This is a genomic window from Microbacterium sp. KU4F (assembly GCF_056868075.1).
Map to the genome: position 1 here is coordinate 647,315 of NZ_CP200324.1, position 17,566 is coordinate 664,880.

Here is a 17,566-nt window from a genome sequence, read left to right on the forward strand (position 1 = left end):
TCAGTCCTCGCCGGTCGCGGCCGTTTCGTCTTCGGCGGTGGACTCGTCGTCGGCGGGAAGCTCCTCGAAGAGCCCGGCGGGCGGCGTCACGACGACGCGCCCCGCGGCGGGATCCACCTCGGGGACGATCGCCTTGACGAACGGGACCAGCACTTCGTTCTCGCCGACGGCGACCGCGAGCAGATCCTGCGCGGGAAGGTGGTCGACACGGGCGACCCGCCCCACGACGACTCCGTCGCGAACGACGTCGAGGCCGACGAGCTGGTGGTCGAACCAGGCGTCCTCTTCGTCGGAGGTGCTCTGCTCGTCCTGGTCGATCCAGAGAATGGCGCGCACGAGGGATTCCGCCGCGTCGCGGTCGTCGACGCCCTCGAAGAACGCGACGGGATGCGTGTTCATCCACCGGAACTCGCGAACCGTGACGGTCTTGCCGAACCATGACGACGAATCGGGGACCTGGAGGGTGAACTCCGCCCCCGGGACGAACCGACCGTCGGGGTCGTCGGTGTACAGCTCGAGCTTCAGGGCGCCCTTGAGGCCGTGGGCCTTGACGAGGCGACCGACGCGAAGCTGGGTCTTGCCGGGGCGCGGCGCGGATGCGCGCGCTCCGTCACCGGATGCGGCCGCCATCAGTCGTCGGCGACGTCGACGCGCACGCGGCTGCCGTCGGCGAGGGCCGTGACCACGGTCCGCAGAGATTTGGCGGTGCGACCGCCGCGCCCGATCACGCGACCCCGGTCATCGGGGTGGACGTGCACCTCGAGCACATCGCCTCGCGGCGACGTGGACGAGACGATGCGCACGGCGTCGGGGTTGTCGACGATCCCCTTGACGACGTGTTCGAGCGCGGCAGCCAGCACGGTGATTACGCCTCGGTGCTCTCAGCAGCCTCGTCGGCGGCCTCGGCCTCGGCGGGAGCGGGCTCCTCGGCCTTCTTCTCGGCCTTGGGCTTGATGACCGACTTCTTGGCCGCGTCGACCTCGAAGGGGGCCTTGCCCTCTGCGTACTTGACGGTGCTCACGGCGTCCTTGTCGCCCTTGAAGCGACCCCAGTCGCCCGTGAGCTTGAGGATCGCGAGGACCTGCTCGGTCGGCTGAGCACCGACGCCGAGCCAGTACTGGGCCCGCTCGGAGTCGACCTTGATGACCGAGGGCTCCTCGGTCGGGTGGTACTGACCGATCTCCTCGATCACGCGACCGTCGCGCTTGGTGCGCGAGTCGGCGACGACGATGCGGTAGTAGGGCGCACGGATCTTTCCGAGACGCTTGAGACGGATCTTGACAGCCACGATTCTCCTGAATGTGTGGAAGGTGGTCGAACTGGTCGCCTGGAGCGTGGGGTGCACACCCGGCGGAAGCTCTGTGGTTCGGACCCGGCCGGATAGAGGGTCGGGCGGGGTCCAGCTGTCTATTTTGCCAGATGATGACGCGGCTCGCGAACCAGCGCGCCCCGCGTGTCAGACTGAGCCGGTGACCGTCCCCTTCGCCCCGTCGCGCCGCTCGACCGTCGGCCTCGAGTGGGAGCTGATGCTCGCCGACGGGCGCACCGGCGATCTCGTTCCCCGCGGGCCCGAGATCATCGATGAGCTCGCCGAGTCGGTCGCCCCCGAGCGGTTCCAGGTCACGGGCGAGCTTCTCACCAACACGATCGAGGTCACCAGCGGCGTGGGCGACACCGTCGAGGCCGCCGTCGACGACATCGCGGATGCGATCGCGGCCGTCCGCACGGCGACGGATCCGCGCGGTGTGGAGCTGCTGTGCGCGGGTAGCCATCCCTTCGCGCAGTGGTACGACCAGGAGGTCACCGACAAGACCCGCTACCACTCGCTCATCGAGCGCACCCAGTGGTGGGGGCGCAACATGATGATCTGGGGAATCCACGTGCACGTCGGCGTCGACGACGTCACGAAGGTCTTCCCCATCATCAACGCCCTGTCCACGTACCTGCCCCATCTGCAGGCGCTCTCCGCATCCAGTCCGTTCTGGGCGGGCGAGCGCACCGGATACGCCTCGAACCGCGCCCTCGTCTTCCAGCAGCTGCCGACGGCGGGTCTGCCGTGGGGCCTCGGGAACTGGGCCGAGTACGAGGCCTACCTCGACGACATGGTGCGCACCGAGGTGATGGCGGATGCCACCGAGGTGCGCTGGGACATCCGTCCCGCCCCGCGGTGGGGCACGATCGAGGTGCGCGCGTGCGACGGGATGTCGACGCTGCCCGAGCTCGCCGCGGTCGCGGCTCTCACACAGACCCTCGTCGAGGATTTCTCGCGCCGACTCGACGCCGGTGAACAGCTGCCGTCGCTGCAGCCCTGGTTCGTGCGCGAGAACAAGTGGCGTGCTGCACGGTACGGATTGGACGCACGGGTCATCGTCGATCGCGACGGACGACAGGAACCTGTCGTCGAGCATCTCGAAGCCACGCTCGAGCGTGTGGGCGACGTGGCCGTCGAGCTCAAGTGCGCCGAGGAGCTCGAGGGTGTGCGCACCACCCTCGCGCAGGGAGCCAGCTACGCGCGTCAGCTCGCCGTCGCAGACGCGTCGGGCGGTGACCTGCGCCAGGTGGTGCAGCACCTTATCCGCGAGTTCCGCGCCGGCCCCGAGCGCCGCGCGCCCCTGGCCGCCCGCGGCTGAACCTGTACCGCGCTCATAAACTCGCTGCTTACCGTGATCCCGTGATCGTCCACCGCCGCCACCGGCTCCATGCAACGGTCTGGACCGCTGTCGGGGTCGTGACGCTGATGATGGCCGGGTGCGCGGCTGCACCGCCGCAACGGCCGAACGTCCCTCCGCATCCGGCGTCGCCCGCGCCGTCGGCCTCGCCGACGCGTACACCGACGAACGCCTCCGACGCCGTCATCGTCACGATCGGCGACTCGATCATGTCGGGGTACGGGCTCGACCCCGACCAGGCGTGGCCCGTTCTGCTGGGCGAACAGACGCACACGGACATCGTGAATCTCTCGTGCGCGGGCGCGGGATTCGTGGTGGACGGCGACTGCGGGACGAACTTCTCGGCGCTCGCGCAGGAGGCCGTCGACCTCGAGCCGGCGATGATCATCCTGCAGTCCTCGGACAACGACTCGGACGAGGACGCTGACGACATCGACGCGGCGACGCGCGCCACGGTCGAGGAACTGCACGCGGAGCTCCCCTCGACGCGGATCGTCGGGCTGAGCACGCTGTGGAACCAGCCCTGGGAGGCGCCGCCGTCGATCGCGTGGAGCTCCGACGCCCTCCGCTCAGCCGTGGAGGCCGCCGACGGCACGTTCGTTTGGCTGGGTCAGCCGCTGCAGGAGAACCCGGAGCTGCTGCAGTGGGACAGCGAGCATCCGACCGCAGAGGGGCAGGAGTATCTCGCCCGTCACGTGCGCACGGTTCTCGCGCACGCAGGAATCGTGCTCTGACGCGCGCTCAGCCGCGGCCGAGCAGCTTCTGCAGTTCGGCGAGGTCGGCCTCGCTCGGGGCCTTCCCGCCCCCGAGACCGAAGCCCGAACCGGTAGGCTCCGCAGCGGGCAGCCCCGCGTTCTCGGCGGCGCGCTTGGCGGGGTTGCCCGAGCGCGACCCCTTCACCTTCTGCTGCTTGCCGCGCTTCGCCGACGCTCCCGGACGCCCCATCGAGCCGACGCCGGGCATGCTGGGCACGCCGCCGCGCGCGACGGTCTTCATCATCTTCGCGGCCTGGTCGAAACGCTGCACGAGCTGGTTCACGTCGGTCACGGTCATGCCAGAGCCGCGTGCGATGCGCAGACGGCGCGAGCCGTTGAGCAGCTTGGGGTTGCGGCGTTCGGCCGGCGTCATCGATCGGATGATCGCCTCGGTACGGTCGATCTCGCGCTCGTCGAAGTTGTCGAGCTGCTGCTTCATCTGGCCCATGCCCGGGAGCATCCCGAGCATCTTCTTCATCGAGCCCATCTTCTTCATCTGCTGCAGCTGCTCGAGGAAGTCCTCGAGGGTGAACTGCTCCTTCGCGAGCTTCTCGGCGACCTTCATCGCCTCGGCTTCGTCGAAGGTCTGCTGCGCCTGCTCGATCAGGGTGAGGATGTCACCCAGATCGAGGATGCGGCTCGCCATGCGGTCCGGGTGGAAGGGCTCGAGATCCTCGAGTCCTTCACCGGTCGAGGCGTAGATGATGGGACGACCCGTGACCGAGGCCACGGAAAGCGCAGCACCGCCGCGGGCGTCGCCGTCGAGCTTGGAGAGGACGACACCGGTGAAGTCCACACCCTCCTGGAAAGCGGTCGCGGTGTTGACCGCATCCTGGCCGATCATCGCGTCGATGACGAACAGCACCTCGTCGGGATCGGTCGCCGTGCGGATGTCGGCGGCCTGCTTCATGAGCTCCGCATCCACGCCGAGGCGTCCGGCGGTGTCGATGATGACCGTGTCGTGCTGGTGGCGACGGGCGTACTCGACACCGTCGCGCGCGACGCGCACGGGGTCGCCGACGCCGTTGCCGGGCTCGGGCGCGTAGATCGCGGCTCCCGCGCGCTCGGCGACGACCTGCAGCTGGTTGACGGCGTTGGGTCGCTGGAGGTCGGCGGCGATGAGGAGCGGCGTGTGGCCGTCCTTCTCCAGCAGACGCGCCAGCTTTCCGGCGAACGTCGTCTTTCCGGAGCCCTGAAGACCCGCGAGCATGATGACCGTGGGCGGCGTCTTGGCGAACTGCAGACGACGCTGCTCGCCGCCGAGAATCGCGACGAGCTCCTCGTTGACGATCTGCACGACCTGCTGCGCGGGGTTCAACGCACGGTTGACCTCGTCGCCGAGCGCCCGCTCGCGGACCTTGCCCGTGAACTCCTTCACCACCGCCAGTGCGACGTCGGCGTCGAGCAGGGCGCGTCGGATCTCGCGCACCGTCCCGTCGACGTCGGCGGGGCTGAGCTTCCCCTTCGTGCGCAGATTGCGGAAGGTCTCAGTGAGCCGGTCGGAGAGGGTGCCGAAAGTCGCCATGATGCGTCGATTTTACGCGAGCGCGGCGGCGGATGAGTCGTCGGACCCTCCGAAGCGCCCCGAGATCGACAGCGCGTGCTGCAGGAGAGCCTCCAGCGACACCGACGAGGCACCGTGCTGCGCCCACATCCAGACCGCACCGAGAACGGCCGCACCGTAGGCGGCGGCGCGGATCTGCGCGAGCAGAGCGTCGCCGGTCGTGTCGGTCAGTCGAGGGGCGATCTCACGCTGCAGCAGCGCCAACCGTTCGGCGCGCTGCCTCTCGAGCTCCTCGCCGAGACCCATGGCCTCCGCGTTGGTGATCGCGAGCGCGAGCGTGTCGGGGGTCAGGTCGCGCCCGATGCCAGCGAGAGCGTCGGAAACGGCCGCACCCTCCGCCATGGCGCCCAACGCCGCCGCCAAACGCGCATCGAAGCCGGACCAGAGCACGTCGCTCTTCGCGCGGAAGTAGTTGAAGAAACTGGCTCGCGCGACGCCGGCGCGACGCGTGATGTCTCCGATCGAGGTCCCCTCGTACCCCTGCTCGAAGAACAGCTCGCATGCGGCTTCGGCGATCGTCTCTGGCGAGCTCGCCCGAGGCCGTCCCATCCGCGGTACGTCGGTCATCCGAGCAGTTTAGTCAGCGCCCGTTCCTCGGATGCGGCCGTATCCCTCCCGCAGGAGATCTCCCTGGATCAGGACGATTCGGTCCGGATCGTCCTGATGTGTGGTGATCTCCTGCCCGACGGGCACCGGCACTCGGCCCGCGGATGCGGCGGAGCGGCATCCGCGAACCGCGGTAGGCTGGCTTCTTGGACCGGATACAGCAAGTCCGTCCGCGCGCTTCCGTGTGCCCCTCCTCGTTGAAGGCTCCCACCATGATCCCTGCACCTCTCAGCTCTCGTCGCGCCGCCGTGTCGGCCGCGGGCCTCGCCGCCGCCCTCGCCCTCACCGCCTGCGCGGCCGGGGGCACGGCTGACGCTCCGCGTGACGGCGGGACCCTCGTCTACGCCACCGGTGACGCCGAGCCGACCTGCCTCGACCCGCACGTCGGCGGCAACTACCCGCAGGCGCTCATCTCGACGCAGTACCTGGAGCCGCTCGTCGGCCGCGACGCGGAGGGCACCATCACGCCGTGGCTCGCCGAGTCGTGGCAGGTCAGCGACGACGGACTCACGTGGGACTTCACCCTCCGCGACGGGTTGACCTTCACCGACGGCACCCCCGTCGATGCGGCCGCGATCAAGACCAACATCGAGCACCTGAAGGACCCCGACACCGCATCCAGCACGGGCTATCTGGCCGTCGCGAAGGTGACCGACGTCGAGGTCGTGGACGCGACGCACGCGCGCTTCCACCTCGCAGCCCCCGACTCCGCACTCCTGGAGTCGCTCAGTCAGCAGTGGACCGCGATCGAGTCCCCCGCGGGAATCGCCCGCGGGCAGGAGGAGAACTGCAAGGCGCCCATCGGCACCGGCCCCTTCGTCGTCGATTCCTGGACGCCGCAGGAGTCGGTGCACCTCGTGCGCAATGAGAACTACGCCTCCCCCGGCCCCGAGGCCCAGCACGAGGGCCCCGCCTACCTCGATGCGATCGAGTGGCGCTTCATCCCGGATGCCGCAACGCGGCAGGCGGCCCTGCTCTCGGGCGAGGTGCAGGTCATCGACAACCCGCAGCCGGACGCGATCGTCGCGGCGGAGAACTCGACCGACACGACCCACATCGACGCACCCCGACCCGGCTCCGTGAACCGCATCGAGCTCAACACCGGCCAGGCCCCGTTCGACGACATCCGCGTGCGCGAGGCGTTCATCCGGGCGGCGGATCCGGACCCGGGTATCACGGCGCTCTACCAGGGCACGGTCACGCGCTCGTTCTCGCCGCTCGCGAGCACGGAGCCCGCCGCCGTCAGCGACGCGTCGCTGTTCACGACCGACACCGCGCGCGCCGAACAGCTGCTCGACGAGGCCGGCTGGACGACGCGGGATGCGGACGGCGTCCGCACGAAGAACGGGGCGCGCCTCAGCGTGCGCTTCCCCGTCAGCACCAACCAGTCGGTAGCGGCGGAGCAGTCGCTCTTCGAGCAGATCCAGGCGAACGCCGGCGCCGTGGGCTTCGACGTCCAGATCACCCCGTTGGACCTGTCGGGCTGGTACGCCGCACTCGGCGCGAAGGAGTACGAAGCGGTGAGCGCGCCGTACACGAAGGTGGGACCCGACGTCCTGCGCATCCTGTACGACTCCGACGGCATCGTCCCCGCGCCCAGCGGCTACTTCGCCAACCACGCACAACTGTCCGATCCGAAGCTGGACGCGCTCCTCGATCAGGCGTCGGCCGCATCCGACGACCAGCAGCGCGCCGACCTGTACGCCCAGGCGCAGCACATCATCCTCGACAGCTACGCCATCCTCCCGCTCTACGACCAGCAGAACCATTTCCTGGTGCGCGGCGCGAGCGGCGTCACGACGTTGGGCACGGTGGCCACGCCGACCTTCATCGACACCCGCCTGAACGGCTGAGCGCTCGGTGAGGGTCCTTCGCTGGGTGGTGGCGCGCGTCGGATCGGCGCTGCTGGTCGTGTGGCTCGTGGCCACCGTGGTGTTCTTCGCGCTGCGCGCCTCCGGCGACCCCCTCGAGGCGATCCTCGGCGGTCCGGGTTCCCAAGCGGGGCCCGAGACGGTGGAGGCGGCGACCCGCGCCTACGCGCTCGACCAGCCGCTGCTCGTGCAGTACCTGCTGCAACTGGGCCGGATCGCCACCGTGCAGCTGGGCGACTCGTACGCCAGGAAGCAGCCCGTCGCCGATCTCATCGCCGCGCAGCTGCCCTCCACCCTCCTTCTCGCAACCCTCGCCCTGCTGGTCGCGTGGGTGCTGGCACTGATCGGGGCGATCATCGTCACGGTGGTGCGCGGCCGGGCGGCGCGGCTCGTGTCGACCGTCCTGCGCTCCGTCGAGACGATCGCCACCGTGATGCCGCAGTTCTGGCTCGGCGCCGTGCTCATCCTGCTGTTCGCCGCGACCTGGCGCGTGCTGCCCGCCACGAGCGTCGGCGCCGATCCGGCGGGGCTCGTGCTCCCCGTCCTCACCCTCGCCGTTCCGATCGCCGGCTTCCTCGCACAGGTCATGCGCGATTCGCTCACCGCTGCCGACGCCGCTCCCTTCGCGACGACCGCTCGCAGCCGCGGCGCATCCGAGGTGCGGGTGCTGCTGCGGCACACGCTGCGGCACGCCGCACTTCCCGCCCTGGCGCTCTCCGGGTGGGCCTACGGCAGCCTGCTCTCCGGCGCAGTCGTGGTCGAAGCCCTCTTCGCGCGCCCCGGTCTCGGACGCCTGCTCATCGACGCGGCCACAGCCCGCGACGTGCCGCTGGTGATCGGCGCCGTCGTCGTGGTCGCGCTCATCTACGTCGTCGTGGTCGTTCTGACGGATGCGGCGGAACTCCTCGTCGATCCGCGTCTTCGCGGTCGGCGACCTCGGTCGCTGCGCGTCCCGACGGTGGCGGTGGGCGCGTGACTGCCGCCGCCTCGACGCAGGCACGGCCCGGAGTTACGAGAGCGTTCGTCTCCGCGTGGGGTGCGGCAGGAGTCACGGCTCTGATCGGACTCGTCGTACTGATCGTGGCGATCATCTGGCCCGGGCTGCTGGCTCCGGGCGACCCGCTTGCAATCGCGCCGGCCGAAGCGTTCCGCCCACCGAGTCCCGCGCACCTGTTCGGAACGGACGAGTCGGGGCGCGATCTGTACACGCGCGTCGTGCACGGCGCCGCCGCATCCGCCGGGGTCGGCGCCGCGGCGACCGCGATCGGCGTCGGGGCCGGCCTTCTCCTGGGGTTCACCGCCGGCCTCGGCCCACGGTGGCTGGATGCGGCACTGTCGCGGATCATCGAGGTGCTCTTCGCCCTCCCGACGCTCGTCATGGCCCTCCTTCTCGTGGCGGTGACGGGTCCGGGGACGGCGGCGTCGGTGGTCGCGATCGGGCTCGCGACGACACCGGGCTACGCGCGGATGCTGCGCACCCAGGTGCGGCAGGTCGCACGCAGCGGCTATGTCGAGTACGCGCACCTCGAGCATGTCGGGCCGGTGCGCATCCTCCTCCGCCACATCGCGCCCAACGCGCTGTGGCCGCTCGTCTCGGTCGCGACCCTCGGCGTCGGGCAGGCGATCGTGTGGGTCTCGGCGCTCAGCTTCCTCGGGCTCGGGGCGCTCCCGCCGTCGCCGGAGTGGGGGGCGATGCTCAACGCGGGGCGTGTCTACATCGGCAGTGCCTGGTGGATGACGGTCTTCCCCGGACTCGCGATCGTCACCACGGCCGCCGTGCTCACGGCGGTCGGGCGACGCCTGGCGGGCGGGGTGCGCACATGAGTGGGCTTCATGTGGCGGGACTGCGGGTCACACTTCCCGGCACCGGGAACGTCCTGCGCGGCGTCGACCTCGAGGTGGAACCGGGCGAGATCGTCGCCGTCGTCGGCTCCTCCGGCGCAGGCAAGTCCGTTCTGGCGCGAACGCTGCTGGGTTTCACGCAGGAGCAGGCCGGCGCCTCGGTCACCGCGGCGCGGTTCGAGGTCGCGGGGCGCGATGTCAGACGCGCGGGAAGACGCGGCTGGCGAGGGATGCGGGGGCGAGACGTCGCGCTCGTGCTGCAGGACGCCCTCCAATCGCTGGACCCGCTGCGGACGATCGAGGCGGAGGTCGGCGAGACACTCGCGCTGCACCGGGTCCCCCGGCCCCTCCGACGCGCACGTGTCCTGCAGGCCCTCTCGGACGCGGGGCTTCCGGAGCCGGAAACGCTGCTGGCGCGCCGTTCGGACGAGCTCTCCGGCGGAATGCGTCAACGCGCCCTCATCGCCTCCGCGATGGTGGGCGGCGCGAACATCCTCATCGCCGACGAGCCGACGACCGCCCTGGATGCCACGGTGGCGGTGCACGTGCTGGATCTCCTCTCCCGCATCCGCGACGAGGGTCGAGCGGTCCTGCTGATCAGCCACGACCTCGCGGCCGTCGCCCGCGTCGCCGACCGAGTGGCCGTGCTGGAGGACGGTGCCGTGGTGGAGACGGGCCCCACGGCTCAGGTGCTGTCGGCGCCGCGCCACGCGGCGACCCGCGCGCTGCTGGCCGCGTCTCCGCGCGGGCCGAAGTCGATCGCCGCGCAGCCGGCGGGCCGCGTGCTTCTGAGCGCGGAGGGCGTGGGGCGTGCATATCGCTCGGTCACCGCCCTCACGGACGTCGATCTCCGCATCCGGGCTGGCGAGGTCGTCGGCGTCGTCGGCGCGTCCGGGTCGGGCAAGACGACCCTGGCCCGTCTCCTGGTGGGCGCCGAGCATCCGGACACCGGCACGATCACGCTCGCAACGCCCGCGCCGCGCATCCGTCTCGTACCGCAGGACCCGTTGGGCAGCTTCGATCCCCGGTGGAGCGTCGAACGCATCCTGACGGCCTCATCCGCTCCCGACGCGCCGACCCCCCGAGGGCTCCTCGAACGGGTGGGGCTCGACCCGACGCTGCTTCGACGACGTCCGGCGACGCTGTCCGGTGGGCAGCGGCAGCGCGTGGCCATCGCGCGGGCGCTCGCTGCCTCCCCAGACGTGCTGGTGTGCGACGAGCCCGTGTCGGCGCTGGATGTGGCGACGCAGGCCGGGATCCTCGACCTCATCCTCACCTTGCCGGCCACGACCGGGGCCGCCGTCGTCTTCATCTCGCACGACCTCGCCGTCATCAGGCGCGTCAGTGATCGTGTCCTCGTGATGTCCGCCGGCCGGGTCGTCGAGGAAGGACCCACCGAGGCGGTCTTCACCGGCGCTCAGCACCCTTTCACGCGCGAACTGATCGCCGCGGCGACCGCTGTGCCGTCGGAGTGAGTTCAGTCGGCGCTCGTGACCGAGATCACCGCGCCGTCCGAGTCGAGATTCACCAGGAGCACATCGTCGGTCGCGTCCGCATCGAGCGCGTACTCGAGGACGGCAAAGGGATCCGAACCGCCATGCTCGTCCGCGAGGATCGTCATACTGGTGAGCTGCAGCGAACGGATGACGTCGACGTGGACGTCACCCGAGATGTCCACGAGGAGATCGGTGATGTCCTCGCCGAAGGTGTCCTGCTGCTGCAGGATGTACTCCGTCACCTCGCTGGTGCGGTCGTCCAGTTCGCCGATCATGGCATTGCGCGCGAGCAGGTCGAGCTGCTCGAGCGAGGAGATGAGGGAGGCGGCGACGTCCAGGGCTGCCACGGAGACGTCCTCCTGGTCGGGAGCCGTGAGATCGACCGTCACGCTCTGGTCGCCGAACTCGACGTTCTCGGACCAGAAGATGGATCCGTCGGGCCCTGATTCCAGAAGTCCGAAGAAGTCGTGCTCGATCGCCATGAGTCAATGAAACCAGCCCGACCCGCCAGGCGGTAGTCCGGCGCGCGGCTCAGGAGACGAGCTGCTCGACGAAGACGTGGGGCGTGAATCCGGTGAGGTCTCCGATGCCCTCGCCCTGACCCAACAGCTTCACGGGGATGCCGGTGCGCTCCTGCACGGCCAGGACGAATCCGCCCTTGGCCGATCCGTCGAGTTTGGTGAGCACGAGCCCGGTGACCCCGGCCTGCTCGAGGAACGCCTCGGCCTGCATCAGACCGTTCTGGCCCGTCGTGGCATCGAGCACGAGGAGCACCTCGCTGATCGGCGCCTGCTTCTCGATGACGCGCTTGATCTTGCCCAGCTCGTCCATGAGCCCGCCCTTGGTGTGCAGGCGCCCGGCGGTGTCGACGAGGACGATCTCGGTACCCGTCTCGATCGCGTGCGCCACGGTCTGGAAGGCGACGGATGCGGGATCCTGCCCTTCCTGCTGCGGACGCACGATCGCTGCTCCCCCGCGCTCGGCCCAGGTCGCGAGCTGGTCGACGGCCGCGGCACGGAAGGTGTCGGCGGCGCCGACGACGACCGAGCGGTCGTAGCGACGCAGGAAGTTCGCGAACTTGCCGATGGTGGTCGTCTTGCCCACGCCGTTGACGCCGACGACGAGGACGACGGCCGGACGCTCGGTGAGCCGGAGCGTGGAGTCGAACTTCGCGAAGTGCTCCTCGAGACTCTCGCGCAGCATCCGCTGGAGGTCCTTGGGGTCGGTCGTGCGATACCGATCGACCTTCTCGCGCAGTTCGTCGATGAGACGTTCGGTCACGTCGGGACCGAAGTCCGCCGTGAGCAGGGCCGTCTCGAGGTCCTCCCACGTGCTCTCGTCGATGACGGGCTTGACGAACATCCCTCGCAGGGCACGCCCCAGCGACCACGATCTCTCGGCCATGCCTCCAGCCTACGCGGCCGGGCTCACGCGGATTCGCGCTCGCGCACCCGCTGGCCCACGACGGCCGAGACGCCGTCCTGGCGCATGGAGACGCCGTACAGCGCGTCGGCAATCTCCATCGTCCGCTTCTGGTGCGTGATGACGATCAGCTGACTGGATGCGCGCAGCTGCTCGAACACCGTCAGCAGGCGCCCGAGATTGGCATCATCGAGCGCAGCCTCGACCTCGTCGAGGATGTAGAAGGGGCTGGGGCGCGCCTTGAAGATCGCGACGAGCAACGCGACAGCCGCGAGCGAGCGCTCCCCGCCCGAGAGCAGCGAGAGCCGCTCGACCTTCTTGCCGACCGGCCGCACCGAGACGTCGATCCCGGTCGTGAGGGGGTTGTCGGGATCCGTGAGCGCGATGCTGCCGGTGCCGCCGGGGAACAACAGCGGGAACACCTCGGTGAAGGCGACGCGGGTGTCCTCGAACGCCTCGAGGAAGATCGACCGCATCCGCTCGTCGAGCTCTTCGATGATCGTGAGCAGGTCTTTGCGTGTCTGTGTGAGGTCGGCGAGCTGCTCGGTGAGGAACGTGTGCCGCTGCTCAAGGGCTGCGAACTCCTCAAGGGCGAGCGGGTTGACCCGTCCGAGCTGCGCGAGCTTGCGCTCCGCCTCCTGCAGGCGCTTGCGCTGCTGGCCCCGGTCGAAGGCAATCGTGGGCTGTTCGCCTTCTTCGGCGGGTTCCGCGGCGTCGTCCGGGATCGGCTGATCCGGCCCATATTCCGCAATGAGAATGTTCTCCTCCAGGCCGAGTTCGCTCTGCACCCGCTCACGCAGCGAGCCGACGTGCAGCTTCTTCTCGTGGATGCGCAGCTCGAGTCCGTGGACGCTCTCTGTGAGACCGCTCAGGCGCTCCCGCAGCGCCGCCTCCTCGCGACGCGCTTCGGAGAGCTCCGCCGTGACCGCCGTTCGCGCGGACTCCGCCGCGGCGAGCTCCACGCGCGCCTGCGACACGGATCGGTCGACCGAGTCCAGCAGCGCCGGCAGTTGAGCTGCCACGGACGCAGCGATGTCGCGCTGGCGCCGGCGGATCACCGCGCGGCGGGCGGCTTCCTCGGCCGCCGCGCGCTCTCGTTCGCGTTGACGCTGGAGCTGGGCGATGCGAGCCTCGCCGGCGCGAATCCGCTCGCGAAGAGTCTCCACATCCAGGCGAGCGCGCATCTCGCCGTCGCGCGCCGCGTCGAGAGCGGCGAGCATGCCGTCGCGCGCCGACGCATCCAGGATCGGGCGCGGGGCCTCCTGGGCCGATGCCAGGCGGTCCGCCGCGACGCGCGCGGAATCCTCGGCCTCGACCACTGCCGCCTGGGCCTGGCGCAGCGTCTGCGTGAGCCGCTCGCACTCCGCCACCGCCGCCTCGTGTCGGACCGTCGCCCGGTTGACCTTCTCGGCGTGCGCCGCGAGTGCCGCATCGTGGGAGCGCAGCGCGTCGAGGGTGTGCTTGGTGCGGGCGCGCGCCTCATGGAGCGCTCGGGTCTGATCGGAGAGGGCTTCACACAGGGAGTCGGCGACGACCTGCAGTTCGCCGAGTCGCTCGGCGGCGGCATCGCGTTCTGCCGCGAGCTCGAGCCGGGATCGACCCTGGCCGCTGCCCGCGCGCACCGAGTAGCGCGTGACGATCTCGCCCGTGCGCGTGACCACGGTGAGCTCGGGTGCCGAAGCGAGGACGCCCTGTGCAGCCGAAAGATCCGCGGCGATCACGACACGCGCCAGGAGCCCCGCGACACCCGCCGGAGCCGTGACGACGTCGGTCGCGCGCACCATGCCCTCGATGTCGGGGATGTCCGCCGGGGCGGCGGACACCTCCGCGATCACGATGTCGACGACGCCGAAGTCTCCGCCGCGTGCCACCGCCGCCGCATCCACCGCATCCGCCTCGCTGTCGACGAGCACGCCCCCGGCGACGGCGCCCAGCGCGGCGGCGATGGCGGCCTCGTAGCCGGAGGTCACCTGAACGGCATCGCCCACGAGTCCGCGAACGCCGCTGCCTCCGGCCGCGATGAGCTCGGAGGCGCCGGTGCGCACGTCCAAGGCGCGCCCGAGCGTCTTGACCTGAGCGGACAGCGCATCGACCTCGCGTTCGGTGGCGTGCAGTCGCTCCCGGATGCCGGCCACCGCGGTTTCGGCGTCTGCGGCGTGCCGCTGCGCTTGCTCGTACGCCGCGGCGTGCTCTGCCGACGAGGTCTCCGGAACCAGGTCCGGGTCGGCGCCCGCGAGTTCCTCCTCCGCCTCGGCTCGGCGAGCGAGCGCGGCATCCAGCGCCTTCTGCTGTCGTTCCACGGCGGCACGAACGGCCGCCAGCGCCGATTCCGCCGCCTCCGCCGTGCCGCGCAGGGCCGTGAGGCGCATGTCGTGCTCGGAGACGAGGGCGCTCTGCGCGGCGATGTCGGCATCCAGCGCGTCGAGCTCGGCACGCGCACGGGTCACGTCGCGCGCGGCGGCCGCCGCGGCGTCCTCGGCCTCGCCGACACCGGTCGTGATCGTGTCGAGCTCTTCGCGCGCCTCGTCGATCGCCGCCTGTGACACCGTGGGTGCGGGCGCCAGGGAGTCATCGTCTTCGGAGAGCAGGCTCAGCCGTTGGCCCGCGAGCGTGTAGAGACCGCGCAGGCGCTCCTGTACCTGTTCGAGTCCGAAGGCGACGCGGCGGGCCGCATCCACCGCTTCGGAGCGTTCCTGCGTCTCGAGGGATGTGACACGCGCCTTGACCTGATCGGCGCGGTCCTGCAGGAGGGTCCGCTCCGCGCGGCGATCCTGCTCGTTGCGCGCGAAGTCGGCGAGCTCCGCCTGCAGTGCGACCAGCTCGTCCGCGAGCAGCCGCGCCCGCGCATCGCGGACGACGGCGGCGATCGTCGCCGCCTCGCGCGCGATGTCGGCCTGTCGCCCGAGCGGCTTGAGCTGACGGCGCAACTCGCCGGCGAGGTCGCTGAGGCGGGTGAGGTTCGCCTCCATGGCCTCGAGCTTGCGAAGGGTCTTCTCCTTGCGCCGACGGTGCTTCAGGATGCCGGCTGCTTCCTCGATGAAGCCACGGCGGTCTTCGGGGCTCGCCTGCAGCACGGTGTCGAGGCGCCCCTGCCCGACGATGACGTGCATCTCGCGGCCGAGTCCCGAGTCGCTGAGCAGCTCCTGCACGTCGAGAAGTCGGCAGGACTGACCGTTGATCGCATACTCGCTGGCGCCGTTGCGGAACAGTGTCCTGCTGATCGTCACCTCGGCGTACTCGATCGGAAGCGCCCCATCCGCGTTGTCGATCGTGAGCTGCACCTCGGCACGTCCGAGCGGGCCCCGGGTGGACGTGCCGGCGAAGATGACGTCCTCCATCTTGCCGCCGCGGAGGGTCTTCGCGCCTTGCTCGCCCATCACCCAGGCGAGGGCGTCGACGACGTTGGACTTGCCGGATCCGTTCGGTCCCACGATCGCGGTGACACCCGGCTCGAGGGCGAAGGTCGTGGGCTGCGCGAACGACTTGAACCCTTTGAGCGTCACGCTCTTCAGGTGCATGCGGATCCTCCGGTCGTCGGGCTTCTCACGACGTTACCGGAGCGGCCCTCTTCCGCCTCGCAGCGACGCAGGCAGAGAGCGCGACACGCCCGGGATGTTGACAGCTGTCTCTCAGACACGCTAGCGTCCTGATCTGCCAACCGACGTTGAGAAAGGAGATCGCAAGATGACTCGTCTGCTTGTCACCACCGCGCCGAACACGTGCGCCGTCGATGCGATCCGCTCCGTCGGTGTGTTCCAGAACGGTCGCACGCACACCGCTCGTTGACCCTCGCCGGGGATAAGTCCGCCCATCACCGGGCAGACCTCCGCGCGGAGTCGATCGCACGCTGAGCCGTTCGTTCCTCCGCCGCCCGTGCCCTCGCACGTGGTCGGCCCTTTCCGACCGCACTGCGGCCCCGTCCGGCGGCCGCGCTCTGCCCACTCTCACTCGGAGAACCATCGTGAATATCACTCAGGACGCCCCCATCCGGGCGTCGCTTCCCACCCACCCGCCGTCGCCCACCGCACGGCCCACCCTCATCGATCGCATCGCGATGCACGTCGGACTTCGACTGCTGCTCTGGGGTCGCGACCGCTCTCGGCGGCGCGTCTCTGCCGAGGCCAACGCTCGGGCGATCCTCGCGCAGGACGTCCGACGCGCGTACGACCTGGCCGTCGTGCGCACCGGAGCCCAGCCCACGATCCGATGATCGACACGATTCACCCACGGAGCACCACCATGAACACCCTCACCACGCTCGAGCTGCGGCCCGTCGAGGTCCCCACGGACCTCGACGGGCCCGGGGCCCGGGACTTCCACCAGCTGGCCACCATCCGCAACGAGGTCTATCGCGAGATCTCCGGCACGGACGACGACCGGATGACACCCGGCGAGCTCGCACCGTTCGCCCGCTCAGATGCACACGAACTGCGCCTCCACTGGCTCGTCCTCCTCGATGACGAGCCGGTGGGGCGCATGGGCATGGACCTGCCACAGGAGGACGGGTCGCGCACGGCGTACGTGTTCATCGAGCTCAGGCACGACGTGTGGGGTCAGGGCATCGGCGAGCGTGCGCACACGCTCCTCGAAGAGACGGCCCGCGCGCACGGTCGCAGCGTCATGCAGAGCTGGGTCGAGCATCCGGCCGCGAACGGCGAGCAGCTGACGCCTCCGACCGGCTTCGGCCATGTGCCGCTCGATCATTCGGCGCGTTTCCTGCTACGGCACGGCTACACGCTGGAGCAGATCGTACGAAAGAGCGCCTTCACCCTGGCGGACAGCCGAGCCGAACTCGAACGGCATGCCGCCGATGCGCGCGCCGCATCCGCCGACTACCGCGTCGTGCAGTGGGAGACACCCACGCCCGACGAGTTCGTCGAGGGCTACGCCTGGATGAAGTCGCGCATGTCGACAGACGCCCCGTCCGCCGACCTGGTGGTGGACGAGGAGACCTGGGATGCCGCGCGTGTGCGCACCTGGGACGCCGACATCCTCGACGGCGGACGCCGGATGCTGGTGACCGCTGCACAGCACATTGCCACCGGTGAGCTGTGCGCGTTCAACGAGCTCGTGCTCGGGGTCGACCCGGAGATCGCGTCGCACCAGTACGACACCCTCGTGCTCTCGACACATCGCGGTCACCGGCTCGGCATGCTCGTGAAGGCCGAGGGCCTGCTCGCCTGGCCGCGGGTCGCTCCGGCCTCGACACGCGTCGTCACGTACAACGCGGAGGAGAACCGGCCGATGCTCGACATCAACGAGGCCATCGGTTTCGTCCCGGTCAGCTACGAGGGCGTGTGGAAGCGCGTGCTCTCGTGAGCACGCGGGGCCCCTCAGGTCC

Annotated in this window: 16 protein-coding genes; 8 read left to right on the plus strand and 8 right to left on the minus strand. The window is 70.1% G+C overall.

Annotated elements, in window-relative coordinates; all coding sequences use genetic code 11:
- Genes rimM through rpsP form a run of 3 tightly spaced genes read right to left on the minus strand, consistent with a single transcriptional unit; the run spans position 1 to position 1,288 of the window.
- Entirely contained in the window at positions 1–630 is a 630-nt protein-coding gene (gene rimM, locus AC1VNH_RS03250; protein WP_483109833.1) for a ribosome maturation factor RimM, read from the minus strand.
- Positions 630–860: an RNA-binding protein gene (locus AC1VNH_RS03255; protein WP_137417151.1), complete on the minus strand. Its 231-nt coding sequence runs from the start codon at positions 858–860 to the stop codon at positions 630–632. Before AC1VNH_RS03255 ends, rimM begins: the two co-directional genes overlap by 1 nt.
- Before the next feature lie 5 nt (positions 861–865).
- Positions 866–1,288, minus strand: coding sequence for a 30S ribosomal protein S16 (gene rpsP, locus AC1VNH_RS03260; protein WP_137417152.1), 423 nt, complete (start codon positions 1,286–1,288; stop codon positions 866–868).
- Between the two features lie 181 nt (positions 1,289–1,469).
- Between rpsP and AC1VNH_RS03265 the strand changes: the two genes are divergently transcribed.
- Positions 1,470–2,630 carry a glutamate--cysteine ligase gene (locus AC1VNH_RS03265; RefSeq protein WP_243227691.1) on the plus strand — a complete coding sequence of 387 codons (1,161 nt, stop codon included), beginning with the start codon at positions 1,470–1,472 and terminating at the stop codon, positions 2,628–2,630.
- Positions 2,631–2,671: 41 nt separating this feature from the next.
- A complete protein-coding gene (locus AC1VNH_RS03270; protein ID WP_483109834.1) occupies positions 2,672–3,403 on the plus strand; it encodes an SGNH/GDSL hydrolase family protein in 732 nt (243 codons plus the stop codon).
- Positions 3,404–3,410: 7 nt separating this feature from the next.
- On the opposite strand, the gene ffh is transcribed toward AC1VNH_RS03270, so the two are convergent.
- Together ffh and AC1VNH_RS03280 are read right to left on the minus strand one after the other, a co-directional pair.
- Positions 3,411–4,949 (minus strand): signal recognition particle protein, encoded by a 1,539-nt coding sequence (gene ffh / locus AC1VNH_RS03275; RefSeq protein WP_483109835.1) that lies wholly within the window; start codon positions 4,947–4,949, stop codon positions 3,411–3,413.
- Positions 4,950–4,961: 12 nt separating this feature from the next.
- The gene (locus AC1VNH_RS03280; RefSeq protein WP_483109836.1) at positions 4,962–5,555 is read right to left on the minus strand and encodes a TetR/AcrR family transcriptional regulator; all 594 of its coding nucleotides are present in this window, start codon (positions 5,553–5,555) and stop codon (positions 4,962–4,964) included.
- Between the two features lie 251 nt (positions 5,556–5,806).
- Here AC1VNH_RS03280 and AC1VNH_RS03285 point away from each other — a divergent pair, with 251 nt between their 5' ends.
- Genes AC1VNH_RS03285 through AC1VNH_RS03300 form a run of 4 tightly spaced genes read left to right on the plus strand, consistent with a single transcriptional unit; the run spans position 5,807 to position 10,782 of the window.
- On the plus strand, positions 5,807–7,447 hold the full coding sequence (locus AC1VNH_RS03285) for an ABC transporter substrate-binding protein (protein WP_483109837.1): 1,641 nt from the start codon (positions 5,807–5,809) through the stop codon (positions 7,445–7,447).
- 7 nt (positions 7,448–7,454) lie between these two features.
- A complete protein-coding gene (locus AC1VNH_RS03290; RefSeq protein ID WP_483109838.1) occupies positions 7,455–8,441 on the plus strand; it encodes an ABC transporter permease in 987 nt (328 codons plus the stop codon).
- Positions 8,438–9,289 carry an ABC transporter permease gene (locus tag AC1VNH_RS03295; RefSeq protein WP_483109840.1) on the plus strand — a complete coding sequence of 284 codons (852 nt, stop codon included), beginning with the start codon at positions 8,438–8,440 and terminating at the stop codon, positions 9,287–9,289. The genes AC1VNH_RS03290 and AC1VNH_RS03295 overlap by 4 nt, the downstream gene beginning before the upstream one ends.
- Entirely contained in the window at positions 9,286–10,782 is a 1,497-nt protein-coding gene (locus AC1VNH_RS03300) for an ATP-binding cassette domain-containing protein (RefSeq protein ID WP_483109842.1), read from the plus strand. Before AC1VNH_RS03295 ends, AC1VNH_RS03300 begins: the two co-directional genes overlap by 4 nt.
- 2 nt (positions 10,783–10,784) lie before the next feature.
- Here AC1VNH_RS03300 and AC1VNH_RS03305 read toward each other — a convergent pair whose 3' ends face one another.
- The 3 genes from AC1VNH_RS03305 to smc are packed head-to-tail and all read right to left on the minus strand — an operon-like array spanning position 10,785 to position 15,743.
- Positions 10,785–11,285, minus strand: coding sequence for a DUF2004 domain-containing protein (locus AC1VNH_RS03305; RefSeq protein ID WP_234075295.1), 501 nt, complete (start codon positions 11,283–11,285; stop codon positions 10,785–10,787).
- Between the two features lie 49 nt (positions 11,286–11,334).
- On the minus strand, positions 11,335–12,207 hold the full coding sequence (gene ftsY / locus AC1VNH_RS03310; protein ID WP_483109844.1) for a signal recognition particle-docking protein FtsY: 873 nt from the start codon (positions 12,205–12,207) through the stop codon (positions 11,335–11,337).
- Between the two features lie 23 nt (positions 12,208–12,230).
- A complete protein-coding gene (gene smc, locus AC1VNH_RS03315) occupies positions 12,231–15,743 on the minus strand; it encodes a chromosome segregation protein SMC (RefSeq protein WP_483109846.1) in 3,513 nt (1,170 codons plus the stop codon).
- 443 nt (positions 15,744–16,186) lie between these two features.
- On the opposite strand from smc, the gene AC1VNH_RS03320 reads away from it, so the two are divergent.
- A complete protein-coding gene (locus AC1VNH_RS03320; RefSeq protein ID WP_483109847.1) occupies positions 16,187–16,435 on the plus strand; it encodes a hypothetical protein in 249 nt (82 codons plus the stop codon).
- A gap of 29 nt (positions 16,436–16,464) precedes the next feature.
- Complete coding sequence (locus tag AC1VNH_RS03325) at positions 16,465–17,544, plus strand: GNAT family N-acetyltransferase (protein ID WP_483109849.1); 1,080 nt, start codon at positions 16,465–16,467, stop codon at positions 17,542–17,544.
- Positions 17,545–17,566: the final 22 nt, after the last annotated feature.

Bases quoted from the DNA above. Each gene is read 5' to 3' on its own strand.
- rimM (WP_483109833.1), bottom strand. From the start codon at position 630: ATGGCGGCCGCATCCGGTGACGGAGCGCGCGCATCCGCGCCGCGCCCC.
- ffh (WP_483109835.1), bottom strand. From the start codon at position 4,949: ATGGCGACTTTCGGCACCCTCTCCGACCGGCTCACTGAGACCTTCCGC.
- AC1VNH_RS03280 (WP_483109836.1), bottom strand. From the start codon at position 5,555: ATGACCGACGTACCGCGGATGGGACGGCCTCGGGCGAGCTCGCCAGAG.
- AC1VNH_RS03285 (WP_483109837.1), top strand. From the start codon at position 5,807: ATGATCCCTGCACCTCTCAGCTCTCGTCGCGCCGCCGTGTCGGCCGCG.
- AC1VNH_RS03300 (WP_483109842.1), top strand. From the start codon at position 9,286: ATGAGTGGGCTTCATGTGGCGGGACTGCGGGTCACACTTCCCGGCACC.
- AC1VNH_RS03305 (WP_234075295.1), bottom strand. From the start codon at position 11,285: ATGGCGATCGAGCACGACTTCTTCGGACTTCTGGAATCAGGGCCCGAC.
- ftsY (WP_483109844.1), bottom strand. From the start codon at position 12,207: ATGGCCGAGAGATCGTGGTCGCTGGGGCGTGCCCTGCGAGGGATGTTC.
- smc (WP_483109846.1), bottom strand. From the start codon at position 15,743: ATGCACCTGAAGAGCGTGACGCTCAAAGGGTTCAAGTCGTTCGCGCAG.
- AC1VNH_RS03325 (WP_483109849.1), top strand. From the start codon at position 16,465: ATGAACACCCTCACCACGCTCGAGCTGCGGCCCGTCGAGGTCCCCACG.